The organism is Vibrio atypicus, from assembly GCF_009811315.1.
Taxonomy (GTDB): domain Bacteria; phylum Pseudomonadota; class Gammaproteobacteria; order Enterobacterales; family Vibrionaceae; genus Vibrio; species Vibrio atypicus.
Genome location: NZ_BLID01000001.1, coordinates 846831 through 866761, shown reverse-complemented (window position 1 = coordinate 866761; position 19931 = coordinate 846831). Strand labels below are relative to the sequence as shown.

The 19931-nt window shown below is 44.4% G+C and carries 14 protein-coding genes; 8 read left to right on the top strand and 6 right to left on the bottom strand.

The features are described from left to right. The first annotated feature begins 110 nt into the window (after window positions 1-110). The gene (locus GVO60_RS03830) at window positions 111-815 is read left to right on the top strand and encodes a DUF445 domain-containing protein (RefSeq protein WP_159651267.1); all 705 of its coding nucleotides are present in this window, start codon (window positions 111-113) and stop codon (window positions 813-815) included. Between the two features lie 57 nt (window positions 816-872). On the opposite strand, the gene GVO60_RS03825 is transcribed toward GVO60_RS03830, so the two are convergent. The 5 genes from GVO60_RS03825 to GVO60_RS03805 all read right to left on the bottom strand — a co-directional run bounded on the left by GVO60_RS03825 (window position 873) and on the right by GVO60_RS03805 (window position 8292). After that, window positions 873-1349, bottom strand: a complete 477-nt coding sequence (locus GVO60_RS03825; protein ID WP_159651266.1) for an Lrp/AsnC family transcriptional regulator — start codon at window positions 1347-1349, stop codon at window positions 873-875. Window positions 1350-1874: 525 nt separating this feature from the next. Beyond that, the gene (gene putP, locus GVO60_RS03820; RefSeq protein ID WP_159651265.1) at window positions 1875-3362 is read right to left on the bottom strand and encodes a sodium/proline symporter PutP; all 1488 of its coding nucleotides are present in this window, start codon (window positions 3360-3362) and stop codon (window positions 1875-1877) included. 88 nt (window positions 3363-3450) lie between these two features. Beyond that, on the bottom strand, window positions 3451-4149 hold the full coding sequence (locus GVO60_RS03815) for a 1-pyrroline-5-carboxylate dehydrogenase (protein ID WP_159651264.1): 699 nt from the start codon (window positions 4147-4149) through the stop codon (window positions 3451-3453). Between the two features lie 20 nt (window positions 4150-4169). Beyond that, on the bottom strand, window positions 4170-7289 hold the full coding sequence (gene putA, locus GVO60_RS03810) for a bifunctional proline dehydrogenase/L-glutamate gamma-semialdehyde dehydrogenase PutA (RefSeq protein WP_159651263.1): 3120 nt from the start codon (window positions 7287-7289) through the stop codon (window positions 4170-4172). A gap of 187 nt (window positions 7290-7476) precedes the next feature. Further along, the gene (locus GVO60_RS03805; RefSeq protein ID WP_159651262.1) at window positions 7477-8292 is read right to left on the bottom strand and encodes an AraC family transcriptional regulator; all 816 of its coding nucleotides are present in this window, start codon (window positions 8290-8292) and stop codon (window positions 7477-7479) included. Between the two features lie 509 nt (window positions 8293-8801). On the opposite strand from GVO60_RS03805, the gene GVO60_RS03800 reads away from it, so the two are divergent. The 3 genes from GVO60_RS03800 (at window position 8802) to GVO60_RS03790 (ending at window position 12857) form a co-directional block, all read left to right on the top strand. Beyond that, a complete protein-coding gene (locus tag GVO60_RS03800) occupies window positions 8802-9899 on the top strand; it encodes a PEGA domain-containing protein (RefSeq protein ID WP_159651261.1) in 1098 nt (365 codons plus the stop codon). A 145-nt stretch (window positions 9900-10044) separates the two neighbouring features. Next, on the top strand, window positions 10045-11868 hold the full coding sequence (locus GVO60_RS03795; protein WP_159651260.1) for a formylglycine-generating enzyme family protein: 1824 nt from the start codon (window positions 10045-10047) through the stop codon (window positions 11866-11868). Window positions 11869-12146: 278 nt separating this feature from the next. Then, on the top strand, window positions 12147-12857 hold the full coding sequence (locus GVO60_RS03790; protein WP_159651259.1) for a helix-turn-helix transcriptional regulator: 711 nt from the start codon (window positions 12147-12149) through the stop codon (window positions 12855-12857). A 19-nt stretch (window positions 12858-12876) separates the two neighbouring features. Here the strand turns inward: GVO60_RS03790 and pdxH are convergent, their stop codons facing one another. Next, window positions 12877-13512 carry a pyridoxamine 5'-phosphate oxidase gene (gene pdxH, locus GVO60_RS03785; protein ID WP_159651258.1) on the bottom strand — a complete coding sequence of 212 codons (636 nt, stop codon included), beginning with the start codon at window positions 13510-13512 and terminating at the stop codon, window positions 12877-12879. A gap of 209 nt (window positions 13513-13721) precedes the next feature. Here pdxH and GVO60_RS03780 point away from each other — a divergent pair, with 209 nt between their 5' ends. The 4 genes from GVO60_RS03780 to GVO60_RS03765 are packed head-to-tail and all read left to right on the top strand — an operon-like array spanning window position 13722 to window position 19880. After that, window positions 13722-15113: an HlyD family type I secretion periplasmic adaptor subunit gene (locus tag GVO60_RS03780; RefSeq protein ID WP_159651257.1), complete on the top strand. Its 1392-nt coding sequence runs from the start codon at window positions 13722-13724 to the stop codon at window positions 15111-15113. A gap of 59 nt (window positions 15114-15172) precedes the next feature. Continuing rightward, window positions 15173-15835: a transglutaminase-like cysteine peptidase gene (locus GVO60_RS03775; protein ID WP_159651256.1), complete on the top strand. Its 663-nt coding sequence runs from the start codon at window positions 15173-15175 to the stop codon at window positions 15833-15835. A gap of 5 nt (window positions 15836-15840) precedes the next feature. Continuing rightward, window positions 15841-17751: a bifunctional diguanylate cyclase/phosphodiesterase gene (locus GVO60_RS03770; protein WP_159651255.1), complete on the top strand. Its 1911-nt coding sequence runs from the start codon at window positions 15841-15843 to the stop codon at window positions 17749-17751. A 14-nt stretch (window positions 17752-17765) separates the two neighbouring features. Next, window positions 17766-19880 carry a type I secretion system permease/ATPase gene (locus GVO60_RS03765; RefSeq protein WP_159651254.1) on the top strand — a complete coding sequence of 705 codons (2115 nt, stop codon included), beginning with the start codon at window positions 17766-17768 and terminating at the stop codon, window positions 19878-19880. Window positions 19881-19931: the final 51 nt, after the last annotated feature.

The window sequence follows — 19931 nt, the reverse complement described above, 5'->3', positions numbered from 1 at the left end:
CAACAACTTACTAATACCACTTTCACTGTTATCGACTACTTTGCCCTTTAGTGATTCGCTCGCTTTACGATATACTGCGTCCCCTCATTCTGTCTCACTGATAATTTGTAATGAATAAGAGCTTACTTACCAACATTATTGCCTTAGCCCTACTTGCAGGCGGCTACCAAACCGACAACCAACTGGCTTTTTACGCAGGTCTTTTTGCCTTTTCTGGTGCAATTACCAACTGGTTAGCTATTCACATGCTATTCGAAAAGGTACCGGGACTTTATGGTTCAGGTGTGATTCCCTCACGTTTTGAAGAATTTAAAGCCGCAATAAAAACATTAATGATGGAGCAGTTCTTTACTCAAGAGAATATAGACAAATTCTTAAGCAAAGAGATGTCAGGAGGGCAATCACTCAACCTCGAGCCTATCGTCGCAAAAGTCGACTTCAACCCGACCTTTGACTCACTGGTTGAAGTCATTGGTAACTCGTCTTTCGGCGGCATGTTGGCGATGTTTGGAGGTACCGAGGCACTGCAGCCTCTCAAGCAACCCTTTGTTGAAAAGATGCAAGAGTCCATGGTTGAGATTAGCCAAAGTGATGTAATCAAAGAAGCGCTTAAAGAGCAGCTCGAAGCGCCTGCCATGATCGATGAGATAAAAACCAACGTTGAAAATATTATCGATCAGAGACTTAATGAACTCACACCTCAATTGGTTAAAGAGATTGTTCAGAAGATGATCAGAGAGCATTTAGGTTGGCTTGTGGTTTGGGGTGGTGTTTTTGGTGGTTTGATTGGTATCGCCTCCTCATTCGTGGCCTAATAGACACGTTAAAGGGAAGCCATGAGCTTCCCTTTTCTTTTTCAGCTTGTCATCAAATTACAGCTTACTGATCAAATCCGCGTTCACGCCAAAGCTGGTTTTGTGCTCTTCAATCACTACCTCGCTTCGAGTTTGAATCACACCAGGTAAAGTTCCCATCTTTGTCGACATAAACGCCTGATACGCTTTCATATCTTTCACTCTTACCTTAATCATGGTGTCAAAGTCACCTGACAATGAATAACATTCTTCAATTTCTGGCATGTCAGAAACTGCTTGAGCGAACTTATCAAAAATAGAAAAGCTAGTTTGATCGAGACGTATATGAATAAAGACTTGGACGTCTAAACCTAATTTCTCAGGGTTAAGTTCAGCATGATAGCCTTTGATGTAGCCTTCTTTTTCAAGACGTTTGACTCGGTCTGAGCAAGGAGAAGTGGTCAAGTTGACCTGTTTTGCCAATTCAACAATCGGCAGTCGTCCCTTGAGATTTAGGGTACGGAGGATCTCACGATCAATACGGTCTAAGTCCATTTAGTGCTCTTATTATTGGTTTAGATTAAGACCAATAATAAGCGAAACACCCACTAGAAACCTAGAGAGAGAGGTTTTTGATATCAGGTTTTGGTGGTTTGGTCACTTGGCTCTATGGCTAAGCAGCTTTGACACCAGAAAAATCATTGGAACTCACAATATCTGCTTGCGTATTACATACTCGGCAAAAGCTTTGTTTTTCCATCTTCATGTAATGCGCACCTTGAAATAGGGTCCCAAAAAAACAAGCTAGACTTTTCACCATCGACTGTTCATTGCCCTCACATCGCTTCATAACAACTTTGTGTGCTGTCATTTTATTGCAGCAATGGCAGTAAATCTGTGGCATCTCGCTCTCTCCCTAAATATGGTGTGGTTATTGATAGTGGACATATTTTTAATACCTTGGTTCCGAAGGCTCAAACTTAAGTTCACAAACTGTGAACCATGTTCAATAAATAGCCGCAAAATAAAAAAGCCCCTGAAACTTTATAGTTTCAAGGGCTTTCAATAACAATTTCGTAATTAGTCTAATTCAACAAGCTGTTTCTGATATTTAGCATGTTGAGCTTTAACTGACTCCTCAGGCTCACCTGTCATCAAACTCACACCGATGATTGAAAGAGTAGAGAAGATGATTCCCGGTACAATTTCGTACACATCAAACCAACCGCCACTTAGTTGCTTCCAAACGACGATGGTAATGCCACCAACGAGAATACCTGCAAGTGCACCGTTACGGTTCATACGAGACCAGTACAAGCTAAGAATAAGCGCCGGACCAAATGCAGCGCCAAAACCAGCCCACGCATATGACACCAAACCAAGAACTGAACTATCTGGAGTCATCGCCAATACAAGTGCAACAATCGAGATACCCACAACAGCAATACGACCAACCATCACAATCTCTTCTGATGAAGCATCTTGCTTAAACACTTGCTTATAGAAGTCTTCCGCCAATGCTGAAGAAGAAACCAATAGCTGGGAATCCGCTGTACTCATCACAGCCGCAAGAATCGCCGCAAGCAAGATACCCGCAATCACTGGATGGAACATTGAGTTCACAAGCAGCATGAAGATCTTCTCACCGTCATCAACGGTTACACCCGACTTAGTCACGTAAATTAGACCAACTACACCAACAAGCAGTGCGCCAATCATAGACAATGCAGTCCAGATAACAGCAATGCGACGAGCTGTTGTCAGATCTTTATTTGAACGAGAGGCTTTAAAACGCGCCAAGATATGCGGTTGACCAAAGTAACCAAGACCCCATGCAACAAGCGAGATAATCGCAATTGCTGACAATGGTTCACCTTTCGAGTCGTTCCATAGTGTCAGTAGCTCAGGGTTAATTGTTTCTAGCTGACCAGTTAGATCGCTAAAACCACCTTCCATTGCTGCAATCGGAACAATCAATAGTGCTGCCGCCATCAACAGGCCTTGCACTAAATCAGTCCAAGAGACCGCAAGGAAACCACCAAATAAAGTGTACGAAACAACACAAACTGTGCCGATAATCACCGCTGTGGTGTAATCCAAACCAAAGACTGTCTCAAACAATTTGCCGCCAGCTACCAAGCCAGAACTTGTGTAGAAAAGGAAGAATAAAAGAATGAAGAAAGCAGAGATTACCTGAATCATCTTTGATTTATCATTGAAACGACGCGACAAGAACTCAGGAAGAGTCAGTGCATCCGTCGTAATGGAGTAAGTTCGTAGGCGTTTTGCGTTGATTAACCAGTTCAACCAAGTACCAACTAATAGACCACCGGCTAGCCAAAATGCCTCAATACCCGCTGCGTATGCATAACCCGGTAGACCAAGCAGCAACCAGCCACTCATATCAGATGCACCTGCAGAAAGCGCCGCAGGCCAAGGCCCTAACGAACGGCCACCCAAGAAATAATCTGATGAGTTCTTCGTTCGTTGATACGCAATTACGCCGATTGCAAGCATCAAAAGTAGATACGCAATAAACGTAGTTGTAATAGCAAAGCTATTTTCCATGTGATTTGTCCTCTTTTTAAAGATCGCCTTCCCTATATGCCCCTATCTGTAATTGTGTAATGTTGATAGGGGCGAGCACAGAAAAGGGTTAGTGGGTTTCGCTTCCAAGTTCTAACAAGGTCGCATTACCACCCACTGCTGTTATATTTATTGTTCGCGTTCGCTCAGTGATAAAGCGAAGCGATAAGTGCGGATCATGAGCTACCGGAATAGCCGCCAGATCCGTTTCTGAAACTAGGCCAACAATGGCACCTTCACGTTTCGAGAGTTGACGGTTGATACTAAGTTCAACCTCCGGATTACCAACATAACCAACACTACGTACATCTGACTCCAGCAGCTGATGATAAGCATCTAATGAGGCAAGCTGTACTAGGTTAGTTGGTAGAGAAGACTGCTTATAAGCAGCTTCAAGTTCTTTGCAAAACTCAGCATCATCACTGCAAAGAATGACGCTGTTGCCCGCGATCAGTGCCGCTGTCAGTTGAGAAACTACCGACTTCTGGGCTTGATTTGATTGGTCATTTTGAATAACAACAGCCACACCACGGCCTGCAGTATAAAGCTCGTTGGTTTCACCGGTTGGACCAACCAATTCGTGCGTTTCTGCAAGCAATGTGGATGCTTGCTCAATGTGGTAAGACACCACTGCTGCCAAAGGAGGCTGAGTCAAGTCAAGTGCCTGTTTAAAAGCAAGTACGCACTCACTTTTAGAATCAAAGTTTGTTAGGTTCCAATTTTCCCAAGCTGAAAAAGCATCAGAAAAACGAGTTACTTGATGAACCATAATGAATCTCCTGCTTAATCTTAAGAAAACTGTGTTTGAGTAAAGCGGAACAAGTAGTGTGGACCGCCCGCTTTAGGACCAGTACCAGAAAGGCCCTGACCACCAAACGGTTGGACACCAACAACAGCACCGACTTGATCACGGTTGATGTAGCAGTTGCCAACGCGGATGTGTTTCTCAATCCAACGGTAAGTCGTTTCGTTACGACTGTGGATACCCATTGTCAAACCAAAACCCGTGTTATTGATTTGATCGACGACTTGCGCTAACTCATTCGCCTTAAAACGAACGATGTGCAAGATAGGGCCAAACTGCTCTTCTTTTAAACAAGAGATGTCGCGAATCTCAAAAGCACTTGGAGCCACGAAGTCACCATGTTGATGCTCTTCAGAGAGTGCCAACTCAGCTACTTTCTTCTCTGTAGAAGTCATCAGCTCAATATGCTTAGTGAGTTTTGTTTTCGCTGTTGTATCGATTACAGGGCCAACATCTGTTGAGTGTAGATACGGTTTACCGACTGACAGCTCCTGCATTGCACCTTGAATCAATGAAATAATGCGATCAGCAATATCTTCTTGGACGTACAGTACACGTAGCGCACTACAACGTTGTCCTGCCGATGCAAATGCAGAGCGAATAACATCACGCACCACCTGTTCAGGGAGCGCGGTACTGTCGACGATCATTGCATTCTGACCGCCTGTTTCTGCAATAAATGGCACAGGAGCAGCATCGCGTGCCGCAAGCGTCTGATTGATACGCTGTGCAGTAGCTGTTGAACCAGTAAAGGCAACACCTGCGATGGCTGGGTGTGAAGTTAGCGCAGAGCCTATTTCTGCTCCGCGACCAGGAAGAAGTTGAACCGTACCAGCAGGGAAACCAGCTTCGTTCATCAACTCCATTGCGCGAGCCGCAATCAAGCTTGTTTGTTCTGCAGGTTTAGCCACAACGGTATTGCCAGCAATAAGAGCGGCAGTAACTTGACCTAAGAAAATCGCCAGCGGGAAGTTCCACGGACTAATACAAACAAACACACCACGGCCTTGGCGCGAAATCTGACGAGTCTCACCATCAAAGCCAGTGATCGTCAACTCACCTAAAGCATCCACTTGCTTCGCGTAGTAACGACAGAAATCAACCGCTTCTCGAACTTCATCAATGCTGTCGTGAATGGTTTTGCCAGCCTCTTGATGACAAATCGCAACCAACTCAGCTAGGTGATCTTCAAGAAGGTCTGCTAATTTCTCAAGCTTATCACCACGCTCTTTTGATGGCGTAGCTTGCCAAGCACCAAAGGCAGCTTGCGCACCTTCAATCGCTTCGGAAACATGATCAAGGCTTGCAAAAGCAACCTGACCAACTTGAATACGACGATCATACGGTGCAGTAACTGCTTCTACGTTCCTTCCTTCCTTGATCATGCTTTCGGCAAAACTCTGTCCATTGATGAACGGTGCCGCTGTCCATTGCGTATCAAGGAAACTTTCCACCTGTGCTTCAAATGGCTTCGCTTCGCTTTCCACATCAACGTTGACACCGATTGAGTTTTTGCGCTCAGGGAAGACTTCTGTTGGCAGTGGAATCTGGGTGTTATTCAGCGTGTCGAATGCTTTTAGCATATCAACAGGGTGTTGAGTCAGAGAGTCAACAGGACAACGCGCATCAACCAAACGGTGTACAAATGAACTGTTTGCGCCATTTTCTAGTAAACGGCGTACTAGATAAGGCAATAAATCTTTATGGCTACCTACAGGTGCATAAATGCGGACTGATTGCTTATAAGCTGCCATCGCGTGGTTATAAAGAGAATCTCCCATGCCGTGTAAACGTTGGAATTCGTAATCTTTATGTTTAGCCATTACAGCGATAGAAGTCACTGTCTGTGCGTTGTGGCTTGCAAACTGCGGGAAGATGTTGCCGCGAACATTGTCGCTTAATAGGAATTTCGCACACGCAAGGTAGGCAACGTCAGTCGCTTCTTTACGAGTGTAAACTGGGTAGTTATCGTAACCCGCTTGTTGTGACCACTTGATTTCGCTATCCCAGTACGCACCTTTCACTAAACGAAGAGGAATCAAGTCACCTTGCTCTTTCGCCAAGCCGTTTAGCCATACTAGAACAGGCAGTGCTCGTTTGGAGTAGGCTTGAATAACTAAGCCAAATTTGCCCCAACCTTTAACAAGATCGCTACGATATACCTGTTCGAACAACTTAAGGGATAACTCAAGGCGATCCGCTTCTTCTGCATCAATGGTGATCGCTACATCAAGCTCAACCGCTCTACGAAGCAATTGCATCAAGGTATCGCTGAGTTCAGTCAAAACGCGCTGCTCATTTGCCACTTCATAACGTGGGTGCAGAGCAGAAAGCTTTATAGAAACCGATGGCGCTGGGCTGGTTTCTTTACCATATTGGTCGCGACCCACGGCTTCAATCGCCATTAGGTAGTCTTTGAAGTATTTATTTGCATCCGCAGTAGTCAGCGCCGCTTCACCTAACATGTCATATGAGTAGGTAAAACCGTTATCACGGTTAGAGCGACCATTTTTCTGCGCTTCAGCAATGCTGCGTCCCAATACAAATTGGTGCCCCATTACTTTCATCGCTTGATGCATTGCATTGCGAATCACTGGCTCAGACATTTTATTGACCAAGCGATTCACTGCACTTACCGGGCTTTGAGACTCTTCTTCAGATAGGCCAACAACCTTACCTGTCAGCATTAGGCCCCAAGTAGAAGCGTTGACGAAAACAGAGTCAGAGTTTTTCAGGTGTGATTTCCAATCCGCAACGCTGAGCTTGTCTCTAATCAAGGCATCTGCGGTTGCCGAGTCAGGAATACGCATTAGCGCTTCAGCCAAACACATCAACAAGATGCCTTCTTGCGTATCCAAGCTATATTCTAAAAGCAGCGCATCAATCATCTGGATAGATTTCTTATCTGCGCGGATAGCTTCAATTAGCTCGGTTGTCTTGCTGGCAATTTGCGCTTTCTCAGCGTCAGTTGGAATTGCCAAAGGTAACAACTGCTCTAGCCATTGTGACTCGTCCACCATGTATAGTGGCGAGATCAGTGACCAAAGTTTATCAAGCGGTTGCTCAACAAACTCAGCATTCAACACATCAGTTGCTGTAAACATGCGTTTTCCTCAATCTCACACCTGAAATTCGATCAGGTTTCCTACAATGGCCTGCAGTGTATTTTGAGCTTGAGAGGAATACTTGTCAAAAACTCCGAGTTTTTTGCTAAAAACTCTGTTTTTTAACAAAACAAAAACAGAGTCACACTCAAATAAGCAATATTATATTCGGAATATGTTTTCAGTTTTAACCAATTCGTTTCTTGTATACGGAAGGAGAGATGCCTTGAAGGCGAGAGAATGTATGCGTAAAGGTACTTTGACCAGAGAACCCTGTTAGCTCTGCAACCTGCCCTAGTGACAAGTTACCTTGTGCAATTAATTGCTTTGCCATATCAATACGCTTACCCAATACATATTGGTGAGGTGTAATACCCATTTGCTCTTTAAACAGGTTGTGAAATTGACTTTCTCCTAAAAAGACACTGCCCGCTAGTTGAGCAACTGAAATTTTGTGGCTTAAGTTTTGTTCGATGTAACGATCAATCGCGTCCAAATCAAAGCGAGACTCTTTACGTAAACTATCAAAAGCCGACATGTGACGATGCAATAGCGCGATCACCGTATCGTTACATGCACGACTCAGGAGCAAATCTTCAGGGCTCGATTGCATTTCACAAACCAGCATTTGAATCAGCTTTTGAATTTGGCCATCAAGCTGAAAATAGGTATCACGCTGATTGAGCTCGTTAAGTTTGTGCAACATCAGCGGGTCGTCATCACTCGGTCGCGGCATGTTAAGTACCAAAATGTCAGACTGACCGATAACCCCACCAAACGCGTGTCCGGAGCCTGAAGTAACAACACACCCCTGCCCTGGCCCAACCAAGTTCCCTTGGCCATTAACCTCAAATTCCGCATGTCCTTTAAGCCCAATGACCACCTGAGTATAACTGTGATCATGGCACTCCATATAAGAAGGTAAGGTGATCAACTCTGCTGGTTTCGGTGACAAAACATTCGCTGCATCAGGAGTAATTAGTGGCTTAGGTGGAAGATTCATAGTAACCCACGCGGAAGAGTAGCAATAAAGGCAAATGGTATAACAAAATTATAGATTATCGAAACAATACCCTCCCATAAGGAAGTCCATGCATATTAGCTTCTGACAACTTTTTGTTGAGAAGCAGTCACTTAATCGTTGCGGCTTGTTAACAACTCCGTCCGGAAGAATGATCAAGTGCACATTATTTACGGTCAATGTCACTTCTATAGGCGAAGTTATTTACAGAATCGGATTTCTTACTTGAATATTTCGGCAATACGCACAGAATGACGGGAGCACTTTCCTTATTTTCTCAAAACTTGTGATAGAATCGCAGGCTGAATTTAGCCAAGCGTGCTAAAAAGGACGAATAGATATCTCTGAAAGGCAACTAGCACAAAGGAGTGTCAACTGTTTGTCTTTGACATCGACCTATCGTTTTAGCCAACGGACTGATTAAATAGACCGAAAGCGATAGTTTGAGTTTTAGAGATTTGTGAATTAAATATTATTTGTTGCAGGGACTTATGAACAAACGTCGCATCCCAGCGTTACTATTAGCGCTAGCCCCTTTTTGGGTATCGACTTCAACATTTGCGGAAGAATCTGCCTCGTCAGACCCTGTTACCGCAATCGAAAGTAAAATAAAACATAAAGAATCTGAGCTTGATTCCGTTTCGACCGAATACAGCTTAGAAGCAGAACAATTACTGCAACTTCAGAATGAACAGAGCCGACTACAACGTAGTGAGCAAGAACTGATCAATAAACGTGATCGCGCTAAAACCGCACTGGACACCCAATATACTCGTCTTCTTGAAGATCCAGAGATTGATTTAGCGTCCTACCAAACGGAATATCGCCAGTCATGGGCAGCAGTGAAAGAGACGCAAAAATCTCTACTGGAAAACAAGCAAGCCATTTCGGAGAACGAAATGCGCGTGTCAAACGTTAAGCAAAAGCAAGCTCGTTTGAAATCAGAGTTTTCTTACTTAAAAGAGCAAAAAGTCGATGCTCGTGTTAAACGCCTTGATCGTGAATTACGTGATAGCAGCGTTCTGGAAACCAGCTATACGACAACTTGTTCAGCAACAATGACGCTTGGTGAATGTTCTAACCAAGGCCAATATCTTACTAAGCAAAAAGCCGTTAAGATCTTCAAATCTCAATTGCTCGATAGTTTGACTGAAGCTCATGTAGCAAAACAGTTTGCTAAAGATGTACAACTAAACGTCATCGTACAAGAGTCTCAAGTTGTCCGCTCTAGCTTTGAAGGAACTAACCAGTACTTCACTCAAATCCAAGCGCAGTTAAGAGCTCGCCCAGATAAAACCACGGCATGTAAGCTATTGAACGTGTCTAACCGTTACTGTTTGAAGAGTGCGAAGAAGAACAGTAATAAAAAAGTAGATAAAAGCTGGGTTAACGTGACCGTTCGTTCAGACCAATATGACGACGCAGTTACCATCAATGGTATTAGTTACGGTAGTACTCCAGTTGAAGTGGTACTACCAAAAGGTCAGCACCAAGTGACTGTTTCAAAGAATGGTTACCAGTCATACAACCGAATTATTACCATCAATTCGAACGATACTGTTTGGGTGAAGCTTCGTCCTAATGGATAAAACTGTCTAAAAGACCAACATATTTCACAAAGATGAAGAAAAACGCCACTTTGGCTCGAAGTTATCTAATGATAATTTGAGATCAAAGTGGCGTTTTCGTTTAGAATGAGTCAATTAACATAATTTTGGATGTAGAAGAAAGACAATGCGATTCGGTTTCTCGACCCTTTTGCTAGCATTATCTCCAAGCTTGATGGTGTCGTATGCTGTAGCACAAGAAGCGCCAAAATCATTGATGGAAATCGATGATCAAATTTTTACTAAGCATTCGGAGTTAGTGACTTTTGAGCAGTTCAGGGATGGACAACAAGATTTAGTCATTCAACAGCAAAGTGAAATTAAACGCCTAAAATCTGAGGCGGGCACACTCACAGCTAATTTTGATGCCGCAAAGGCGAAGCTCAAACGCGATTATCAGCGAATGATCAACGATCCTAATATTGACATCGCTACCTCTCAGCAAGCTTATCAAGACGCTTGGCAAGCGGTTAAAAACAACCAAGACCAAACACTTTCTGCTGAGCATCGTTTAACTGAGCTTGAAGCTGACCTTGCGACTAAGAAAGCTGAAATCAAAACCATCAGCCGATTAATTGAAAATCTTGAGTCTGCCAAGTATCGCGCGCGCGCAGAGCGTTTGGCTCAAGAGCTGAATCAATCGAAAAAAATCTCTGTTAGCTTCACAAATCGCTGTGCAGATTCAATGACGTTAGCTCAGTGTGAAAACCAGACTAAAGAGCTCGCATTGCAAAAAGCGGTGAAAGAGTTCCGTCTATCACTGCTTGAGAAGCTGTCAGAAACCAACGTTGTTAAAACCAATCTGCACAAAGCGTCTATCAACATCCACGTGTTGGATCACCAAACTCTTGAGAGTGGCTTTAGCGATGGTATGCGCTACCGCAGCTTAATGGATGTTGAGATGGAGTCTCGCCCAGGCAAAACAACGTCATGTCGTTTACTGGGACTTGATAAAAAATACTGTTTGAATGAAAGCCAAAACGCATCTAAACCTGCAATGCAGCAAGAAATCGCGTGGGTCAATGTATCAGTACGCTCTAATCTCTATGATGACCAAGTATTGATTGATGGTGTGTCCTATGGTTCAACCCCAGTAGAAGTTATGCTACCTGTCGGTGAACACACAATCTTGGTTGAGAAAGAAGGCTACTATCCATTTAGCAAAAGTGTCGATGTTGGCTCTGATTATTCACTACGTGCTGAGTTAAAAGAACGAACCAACAAACCACGTTCTGGTGATAAGTTTGCTGACTCTCTAGCGAACGGTGTCAAAGCACCTGAGATGATTACCGTTTTACCGGGCCAATACAAAGTCGGCCTCAATGCATCACAAAGTGTTAGCCTTGATCATGCTTTCGGTATTGGTGCTACGCCAGTTACGGTCAATCAATTCAAATCATTCGTTGAACAGACTAAATATCAAACGGACGCCGAGCTCAAGAAGACTTGTACCGCATTAGTAGATGGCGAAGTAACACCACTGTCGAAAAGCAGTTGGCAAACGCCTGGCTTTAAGCAATACCCGAATTCACCTGTAGTTTGTGTGAGCCAAAATGATGCGAAATCCTATGCAAAATGGCTGAGCAAACAAACGGGAGCGAAGTATCGCTTACCAACGGCTCAAGAGTGGGAAATTGCCGCTCGTGCTGGCAGCCAAGCTAAATATTGGTGGGGCAATAGCTTCGAAACAGGTAAAGCTAATACCGGTTGGAGTGGTACACCATGGTCTAACATCAGTACCGCGCCTGTTAGCGCATTCGCACCAAACAAACTAGGTATGTACGACGCGGTTGGTAATGTTTGGCAGTGGACGAATGGCTCTAGCGGTATCGCTAAAGGCGGTGCTTGGAACTTCTCTCCAGATATGGCGGCAGCGGATCAACAATTGATTCTCTCGACTTTCACAGCCTCTAACTACCTTGGTTTCCGAGTCGTTCGAGAACTGAACTAACTTCTAGCAATATTTCACTCAATTCATTGTTTACAGGGGGGATTTCCCCCCTTTTTTATTTCTAGTATCCACGTAATATCTCCTTAGAGTCGCTCAAATGCGAGCACTCGGTATCTATTGGTACCTCTATGCCCTTTTGGGTTATAGAACCTCTTCTACACGTCGACAAGAGTAATCTTGTGTTTGCCAGCCACCTTAGTGCCTGGCATTTTTTTATCGTACACAATAGAGCCTTTCGCTAAAATACCCAAGGTTGTTCCATAAGGCACATATAAAAAGTGAATCCGCATTTAGTCTCTCTATTTAGCCAGCTTCCAGGCTACTGGGGCTGTAAAGACCAAAACTCTAACTTTGTTTACGCTAATTTGGCATATGCTCAACTTATTGGATTAGATTCTCCTGAGCAGTGTACCGGGCTCAGTGACAGAGAAATGCCAAGTCCAACCTCGCGTTGCGCAGACGAGTTTCGCAACCAAGACAGTTATGTGATGGAAACGCAAACCGATCTGAAAGTTCTCGATATTCACCCGTATCCAGATGGTCGCTGGCGAGCCCACATTTTTACCAAAACCCCCTGGTATGATGATCACGGCAACGTTCAAGGGACGATTTTCTATGGGCAAGACTTATCAGATACCGCTATTTTAGAAGTTGGCCATTGGATATGCCGGGCAACAGGCCTGCCAAGTGATGAGAGGTTACAGTTAAAACCTAATAACAATACTTCGGCTCAAAAGCTCACTCCACGTGAATCTGAAGCACTCTTTCTGTTGTTGTATGGGAAAAAACCGTACTTTATTGCTCAGGTGATGAATATTTCGATTAAGACTCTAGAAAGCCATGTTGCGAGGTTAAGAGCTAAATTTGGCGCGCACACGAAAGCGCAGCTGATTGATATGGCTTTGGAACAAGGTTACGGTTCTTCTATTCCTCATACTCTGCTCAAGACACAAATTTCTGTTGCCCTAAATAGCAAATACGCCGCTTAAAGCGGCGTATTTATTTTCATTATGGAGCAAGGCGGTCAATGTGCCACTCTTCTTGTTCTTTAGAGAATAAGAACCGGTCGTGTAGGCGATGCTCGCCCCCTTGCCAAAACTCAATCGACGTCGGCTTAATACGAAAGCCCCCCCAGAAAGTAGGAACAGGAATTTCACCTTTTTCGAACTTCTGTTTCAGCTCTAAGAACTTACCTTCAAGCACACCACGAGCCGAGATTCGGCTACTCTGCTTACTTGCAATTGCAGCAAGTTGACTCTCTTTAGGTCGTGATGAGAAATACTTCATGTTCTCTACCACAGAGAGCTTCTCAGCAACGCCAGTGATATGAACCTGACGCTCCATCGGATGCCACGGGAAGTGCAGGCTAACTTTCGAGTTCACACCAATCTGTTCCGCTTTACGGCTACCTAAATTGGTATAGAAAACAAAACCCTGTTCATCAACATGCTTTAGGAGCACAATACGCTGAAATGGTTGACCAGTACTATCGACCGTCGCAACAGTCATGGCGGTCGGATCCGTGAGATTGACACTGATCGCTTGTTTTAACCAAAGGTCAAATTGAGCAATAGGATCGAGCAGAAGATCTTTTCTTCTCAGTCCACCTTTACTGTACTCTCGGCGAATATCTTCAAGTTCCATCTTATCTCCTGACGAATTTTTTGCTGATTGTGCGCTCTAATTCACTAGAACTCAAGTATGAACAGCGTTACAAAAGCTACACTCAATCTATATGCTGCTTTACTATCAAAAGTGAAAGGCTCAGAATGCGATTATTACAGCAAATTCTTAACATTTGTACCAGACAGTAATAAAATCAATAAAATAACTTCAAATTACAAGGATCACCAATGAGTAAGAGCAGTTATAACAAGCTTACTCCCACAGAGTTGGATTATGTCGATGATAAAACCGCGGCATTACTGCTGAATACCCCGAATAGTGCTCGAATCATGCTATGGGTAATGGTGATCTTTTTCGTTCTAGCGGGCGTGTGGGCCTCTTGGGCTCAAATTGATAAGGTCACCGTAGGCCAGGGTAAAGTGGTACCCTCTTCACAAATTCAAGTGGTACAAAACCTTGAAGGTGGTCTGATTAAAGATATCTTGGTCCGTGAAGGTCAGAAAGTCGAAAAAGGCCAGCAACTGCTACTAATTGATGACACACGTTTTCGTTCAGATTTTCGCGAACGTGAACAGCAAGTGGCCAACTTAACCGCGAGCGTTATGCAGCTCTCCGCTTCTATTACCAGTGTGGTGATCAACCAAGATTTCAACAATAAAAACTGGCAAAACAACGTTCAACTGAATTTCAATAAACTCGCCTTTCCTCCGCAATTGTCAGAACTCAAACCTAAACTGGTGGCTCGTCAACGTGCAGAGTACAAGCAAGACCTCAATAAGCTTAGCAACCAAATTTCAGTTATTGACCAACAAGTTAAACAAAAACAGCAAGACTTAGTTGAAATTCAAGCTCGGGTACGAAACCTTCGTGACAGCTACAACTTTGCAAAAAAAGAGCTGGATATTACCAAGCCTCTCGCGGATGAAGGTGTCGTCCCAAAAATTGAATTGTTGAAACTACAGCGCCAAGTCAACGATACGCGCAGAGAGTTAACCTCAAGTGAGCTAAAAATCCCTGTACTTCGGTCTGCTATACGTGAGGCGATGCTAAGCCGTATCGACGTAGCAGAGAAGTTCCGCTCAGAGCAGCAGGAAAAGCTTAACCAAGCGCAAGATAAATTGTCAGCGATGACAGAGTCTGCTGTTGGGTTAGAAGACCGCGTAAATCGTACTATCGTGACTTCTCCTGTGACAGGCACAGTCAAAACTCTCAACATCAATACGGTCGGAGGTGTTATTCAACCCGGTATGGATATTGTTGAGATTGTTCCCAGTGAAGATACGCTTTTGGTTGAAGCGAAAATTGCCCCACAAGATATCGCATTCTTACGCCCAGACTTAACCACTATCGTTAAATTTAGCGCGTATGACTTTACAAAATATGGCGGTCTTGAGGGAACACTTGAACATATCAGTGCGGATACAACCACAGATGAAGAAGGCAATAGTTTCTATGTAGTTCGTGTTCGCACTAAGGAAACCAGCCTAAATAAAGATGCCTCATTGCCTATAATTCCAGGTATGACTGCGTCCGTCGATATCATTACTGGCAAACGTACAGTGATGGAATATCTACTAAAACCAATTCTTGGTGCGCGTGATAACGCTTTGAAGGAGTAAAGTTCAATATCCATGAAGAACATGTTTTTGTTACTACAGTCGAAGCTTAGTCTGCATTGATGAAATATATCCTCGCAGTGCTGCTCATGCTGATCGCCTCAACCACTTCGTTTGCTCTGAATACCCAAGAGCAACGTTGGGTTGAGGCTGTGCGTAAAACATATGGCGATAGAGCCGCGCGACGTGTTGAAACATGGCGCAAAGAGATCTCTGCGTACAGATCACTCAGTGAGCGACAACAACTTACGGAAGTGAACCGCTTCTTTAATCAACTCAATTTCGTTAACGATGACAGGCTTTGGGGAAAAAATGATTATTGGGCTACACCTCTTGAGTTTCTCGGAAGTAATGCAGGAGACTGTGAAGACTTTACGATCGCTAAATACTTTTCGCTGTTAGAGCTTGGTGTCTCTGATCGAAAGCTCCGTTTAGTCTATGTAAAAGCTATCGAGCTTAATCAATTTCATATGGTTCTCGCCTATTACTCTAAGCCAAGCGCAGAGCCGATACTACTCGATAACATCAACCCAGAGATAAAACGCGCCTCGAAGCGCCGAGATCTGTTACCGATCTACAGTTTTAACGGTAAAAACCTTTGGTTAATGAAATCGAAACAAGGACAACTGGCAGGAAAATCATCCCGTTTAAGTCTATGGAATGATCTTCGTGCTCGCGAGAAATCGCTCAAACTTAATAAACCAATAGTCAATTATGATGAGTAGGCAATATGACGTTATATAAACAACTTGTCGCAGGAATGATTGCTGTTATCTTGATGCTACTAATATCCGTTTTTATCATCGAGTTTAATACCACGCGAAACAACTTGGTACAGCAACAACAGTCCGAAGTGAATAACACCATCAACACGGTAGGTTTGGCACTCGCCCCCTATCTTGAAGATAAAGATACGGTCGCCGTTGAGTCCGTGATCAATGCACTTTTTGACGGCAGTAGCTACTCGGTTGTTAGACTGATATTCCTTGATAGCGGTGAGGAAATACTTCGCTCATACCCAGTTAAGCCCAACAACGTGCCTAAGTGGTTTACTAACCTGCACTTATTCGACAAAATCCATGATCGCCGCGTCGTGACGAGTGGATGGATGCAACTCGCCGAAGTTGAAATTGTCAGCCACCCTGGAACTGCCTACGTCCAGTTGTGGATGGCGTTTGAACGCTTAGTCATTGCATTCTGTCTGATTATGTTGCTTGGTTTATTCTCTATCTCGTTCATCCTGAAACGAGCTCTTCGTCCACTTAACCTAATTGTGACGAAAATGGAGCAAGTCGCGCGCAACCAATTTGGTGACCCACTTCCGCGACCAAATACGCAAGATTTGATCTACGTCGTTGATGGCATCAATAGCATGTCAGCTCAGCTTGAAAAATCATTCAAAGCCCAAGCAAAAGAAGCCCAGCAACTGCGTGAGCGCGCCTATGTTGATCCGGTATCAAGCTTAGGTAACCGTGCTTACTACATGAGTCAATTGAGCTCTTGGCTAAACGAAGGTGGCTTTGGTGGCGTCGCGATTCTCGAAGCGAGCTTCATTCGTGAACTATACGATGAAAAAGGTTATGAGTTTGGTGATGGCATGGTCCGCGAATTAGCTGACCACCTAAAAGTGTCACTCACTTCACCGAATGTGACCCTTGCCCGTATCTCAACAGAAGAGTTTGGCTTCATCTTACCAAATATGGATGACACTGAACTTAAACTGATCGCCGACAGTATTGTCACCTACGTACAAGACATCAACTCAGATCCAACCGGCATGGCAACGTCTAGCATCTCACTCGGGGTTGTTCACAGCGAGACAGCGATGAACACAGGTGAAATTCTCACCATGCTTGATAACGCCTTAGCGACAGCTAAATCGAACCCTGAGCTCTCTTACGGCTACGTTTCAAGTGCCACTAGCGATAATTTGATGGGTAAACAGCAATGGAAGAGCTTGGTGGAAGAAGCCATCAGCAATGATTGGATCACTTTCCGCTTCCAGGCTGCCAACAACTCTTGGGGGCAAACTTATCACCGCGAAGTCTTTTCTGCGATTGAGAAAGACGATGAACGTTTCAGTGCTAACCAATACTTGTTCGCGCTAGAACAGCTCAATGCGAGCCACTTGTTTGATGAATACGTCATTGAGTCTATGGTGAAACGAATCAAAGAGGGTGAGATTGCAGAACCCGTTGCGATCAACATTTCACAATCGAGCATTTCGCAGCCAAGCTTCATCCGTTGGGTTACCCAGATCCTCAACAAAAACAAAGCGTGTGCTTCACTACTGCACTTTGAGATCCCAGAGAACTGCTTCATCAATGCCCCGCACCATACAGCGCTATTCTGTAATGCGATTCGCACCGCAGGCTCAGACTTTGGTGTTGATAACTATGGGCGTAATTTCCAGTCTTTGGACTACATTAACGAATTCCGTCCAGCTTACGTTAAGCTCGACTACCTATACACGCACCACTTAGATGATGAGAAGCAAAAATTCACGCTAACGTCGATCTCTAGAACTGCGCATAACTTAGGAATTAAGACCATTGCCTCACGTGTTGAAACTCAAACTCAGCTCGACTTCTTGTCTGAGCACTTTATTGAAGTCTTCCAAGGCTTCATTGTAGATAAATAGGATAAAGGCATAGCATGCAGGACCCGCTATTAAATTCGCTTATCTACGTGAGCCGCTACTATGGCTTAGCAAACTCACCAGAGGCTTTAATCAACGGCTTGCCATTAGCAGATGGCAAGCTGACTCCATTTCTTTTCCCACGCTCCGCTGAGCGTGCTGGCCTCGTTGCTAAAGAGAACCGTGCGCCACTGAACGAAATATCCCAACTTGTACTACCTGTCGTTTTACTATTAAAAAGTGGTGACGCCTGTGTGCTAAACAGCATCAGCGAAGACAAGACAGAAGTCGAAATCGTGACTGGCGATTCTGGGCTTGTACCCGTATCAATCAGTTGGAGCGACTTAGAAGAGCAGTATATTGGTCGCTATTTCCTGGTGAAAAAGCAGTTTCGTTACGACGAACGCTCTCCAGAAGTATTGAAGACCAAAGAAGGTCACTGGTTCTGGAGCACCATTTGGCAATCCAAGCACATTTACCGCGATGTGTTAATCGCCTCGATTCTGATTAACCTATTTGCAGTTGCCGCCCCCATGTTTACGCGCTTGGTCTATGACAAAGTGGTACCAAACTTAGCATTTGAAACCTTATGGGTTCTCGCCAGTGGTATCTTTGTTATCTTCCTATTCGACTTAGTGCTCAAACTAATGCGAAGCTACTTTATTGATGTTGCAGGGAAAAAGTCAGACATTCTGATCTCTTCCAAGCTGTTTAGTAAAGTAATGGGCATTCGAATGGAAGCCAGACCACCATCGGTCGGTGCATTTGCAAGGCACCTACAAGAGTTTGAATCGATTCGAGAGTTCTTTACTTCAGCGACCATTGGATCACTGATCGATTTACCTTTTGCGGTTCTATTCCTTGTCCTCATTTGGCTTATGGCCGGCAATCTGGTTATCGTACCTATTGTTGGTGTTCTGATTTTGGTGGTGTATTCGCTACTGATTCAAGGACCACTACGCCATACCATAGAAGAAGGCTCGCGTCTTGCATCGCAAAAGTACGCTAACTTAATTGAAAGTTTGGCTGGCTTAGAAACGGTCAAGCTGTTTGGCGCTCAAAGCCAATTCCAGTTCCGCTGGGAAGAGGCTGTTGCTCATATGGCGAACTGGAATATTAAGAGCCGCCGTATTACCGATGGCATTCAAAATACCGCTGGATTTGTTCAGCAGGCCTCAAACATCGGCATGATCATCTTAGGTGTCTACCTCATTGCGGAAGGTGAGCTCACCATGGGTGGTCTTATCGCAGCAACCATGTTGAGTGGCCGTGCGATTGGTCCGATGGTGCAACTCTCTTTACTATCGACTCGCTACAACCAAGCTAAGTCGTCAATGACCATCATTGATCAAGTGATGTCGATGCCTGACGAACAGGAAGAAGGTAAGCGCTACATCCACCGTCCAATCGTACACGGTAAGATTGAGCTCGATAAAGTGACCTTCCACTACCCAGACTCTCCAGTAGCCTCAGTACGAGATTTGAGTTTAACCATCAACCCAGGTGAAAAGGTAGCCGTCATTGGCCGAATTGGTTCTGGTAAAACGACCTTGGAACGCCTGATAATGGGTCTCTATCAACCGACGGAAGGCCATGTTAGAATTGATGATACCGATATCAAGCAGCTACACCATATCGATATCCGCCGCAATATTGGTTGTGTCCCTCAAGATAGCCAACTGTTCTATGGTTCGATTCGAGACAATATCACGCTAGGCCGCCCACTTGCCGACGACCGAGATGTCATGGATGCCGCCAACCGCGCGGGTGTCACAGTATTTACTCAGCAAGATCCTGCCGGTTTAGAACGCCAAGTCGGTGAAGGTGGTCAGTTACTTTCTGGCGGCCAACGTCAAGCAGTATCGATTGCTCGCTCATTGCTAGGGCGTCCACCGGTATTGCTGATGGACGAGCCAACCAGTGCAATGGATAACCGTTCTGAAATGCACATCAAGCAACAGTTAGCGCAATTGAAACCAAGTGAAACCTTGATTCTCATTACGCATAAAACATCAATGCTCGATGTTGTAGATCGTGTAATTGTAATGGAGAAAGGCTGCATCATCGCTGACGGGCCTAAGTCGGAAGTTTTGAATAGTCTGAAACAAGGTAAAGTTAGAGCGGTAAACTAACCTAACGATTCAAACAATTTCTAGTAAAACTAAAAAAGCCATTCAGAACTC

Coding starts and splice junctions, on each gene's coding strand:
- GVO60_RS03830 (WP_159651267.1), top strand. CDS start 111: ATGAATAAGAGCTTACTTACCAACATTATTGCCTTAGCCCTACTTGCA.
- GVO60_RS03825 (WP_159651266.1), bottom strand. CDS start 1,349: ATGGACTTAGACCGTATTGATCGTGAGATCCTCCGTACCCTAAATCTC.
- putP (WP_159651265.1), bottom strand. CDS start 3,362: ATGGAAAATAGCTTTGCTATTACAACTACGTTTATTGCGTATCTACTT.
- GVO60_RS03815 (WP_159651264.1), bottom strand. CDS start 4,149: ATGGTTCATCAAGTAACTCGTTTTTCTGATGCTTTTTCAGCTTGGGAA.
- putA (WP_159651263.1), bottom strand. CDS start 7,289: ATGTTTACAGCAACTGATGTGTTGAATGCTGAGTTTGTTGAGCAACCG.
- GVO60_RS03805 (WP_159651262.1), bottom strand. CDS start 8,292: ATGAATCTTCCACCTAAGCCACTAATTACTCCTGATGCAGCGAATGTT.
- GVO60_RS03800 (WP_159651261.1), top strand. CDS start 8,802: ATGAACAAACGTCGCATCCCAGCGTTACTATTAGCGCTAGCCCCTTTT.
- GVO60_RS03795 (WP_159651260.1), top strand. CDS start 10,045: ATGCGATTCGGTTTCTCGACCCTTTTGCTAGCATTATCTCCAAGCTTG.
- pdxH (WP_159651258.1), bottom strand. CDS start 13,512: ATGGAACTTGAAGATATTCGCCGAGAGTACAGTAAAGGTGGACTGAGA.
- GVO60_RS03780 (WP_159651257.1), top strand. CDS start 13,722: ATGAGTAAGAGCAGTTATAACAAGCTTACTCCCACAGAGTTGGATTAT.
- GVO60_RS03775 (WP_159651256.1), top strand. CDS start 15,173: ATGAAATATATCCTCGCAGTGCTGCTCATGCTGATCGCCTCAACCACT.
- GVO60_RS03770 (WP_159651255.1), top strand. CDS start 15,841: ATGACGTTATATAAACAACTTGTCGCAGGAATGATTGCTGTTATCTTG.
- GVO60_RS03765 (WP_159651254.1), top strand. CDS start 17,766: ATGCAGGACCCGCTATTAAATTCGCTTATCTACGTGAGCCGCTACTAT.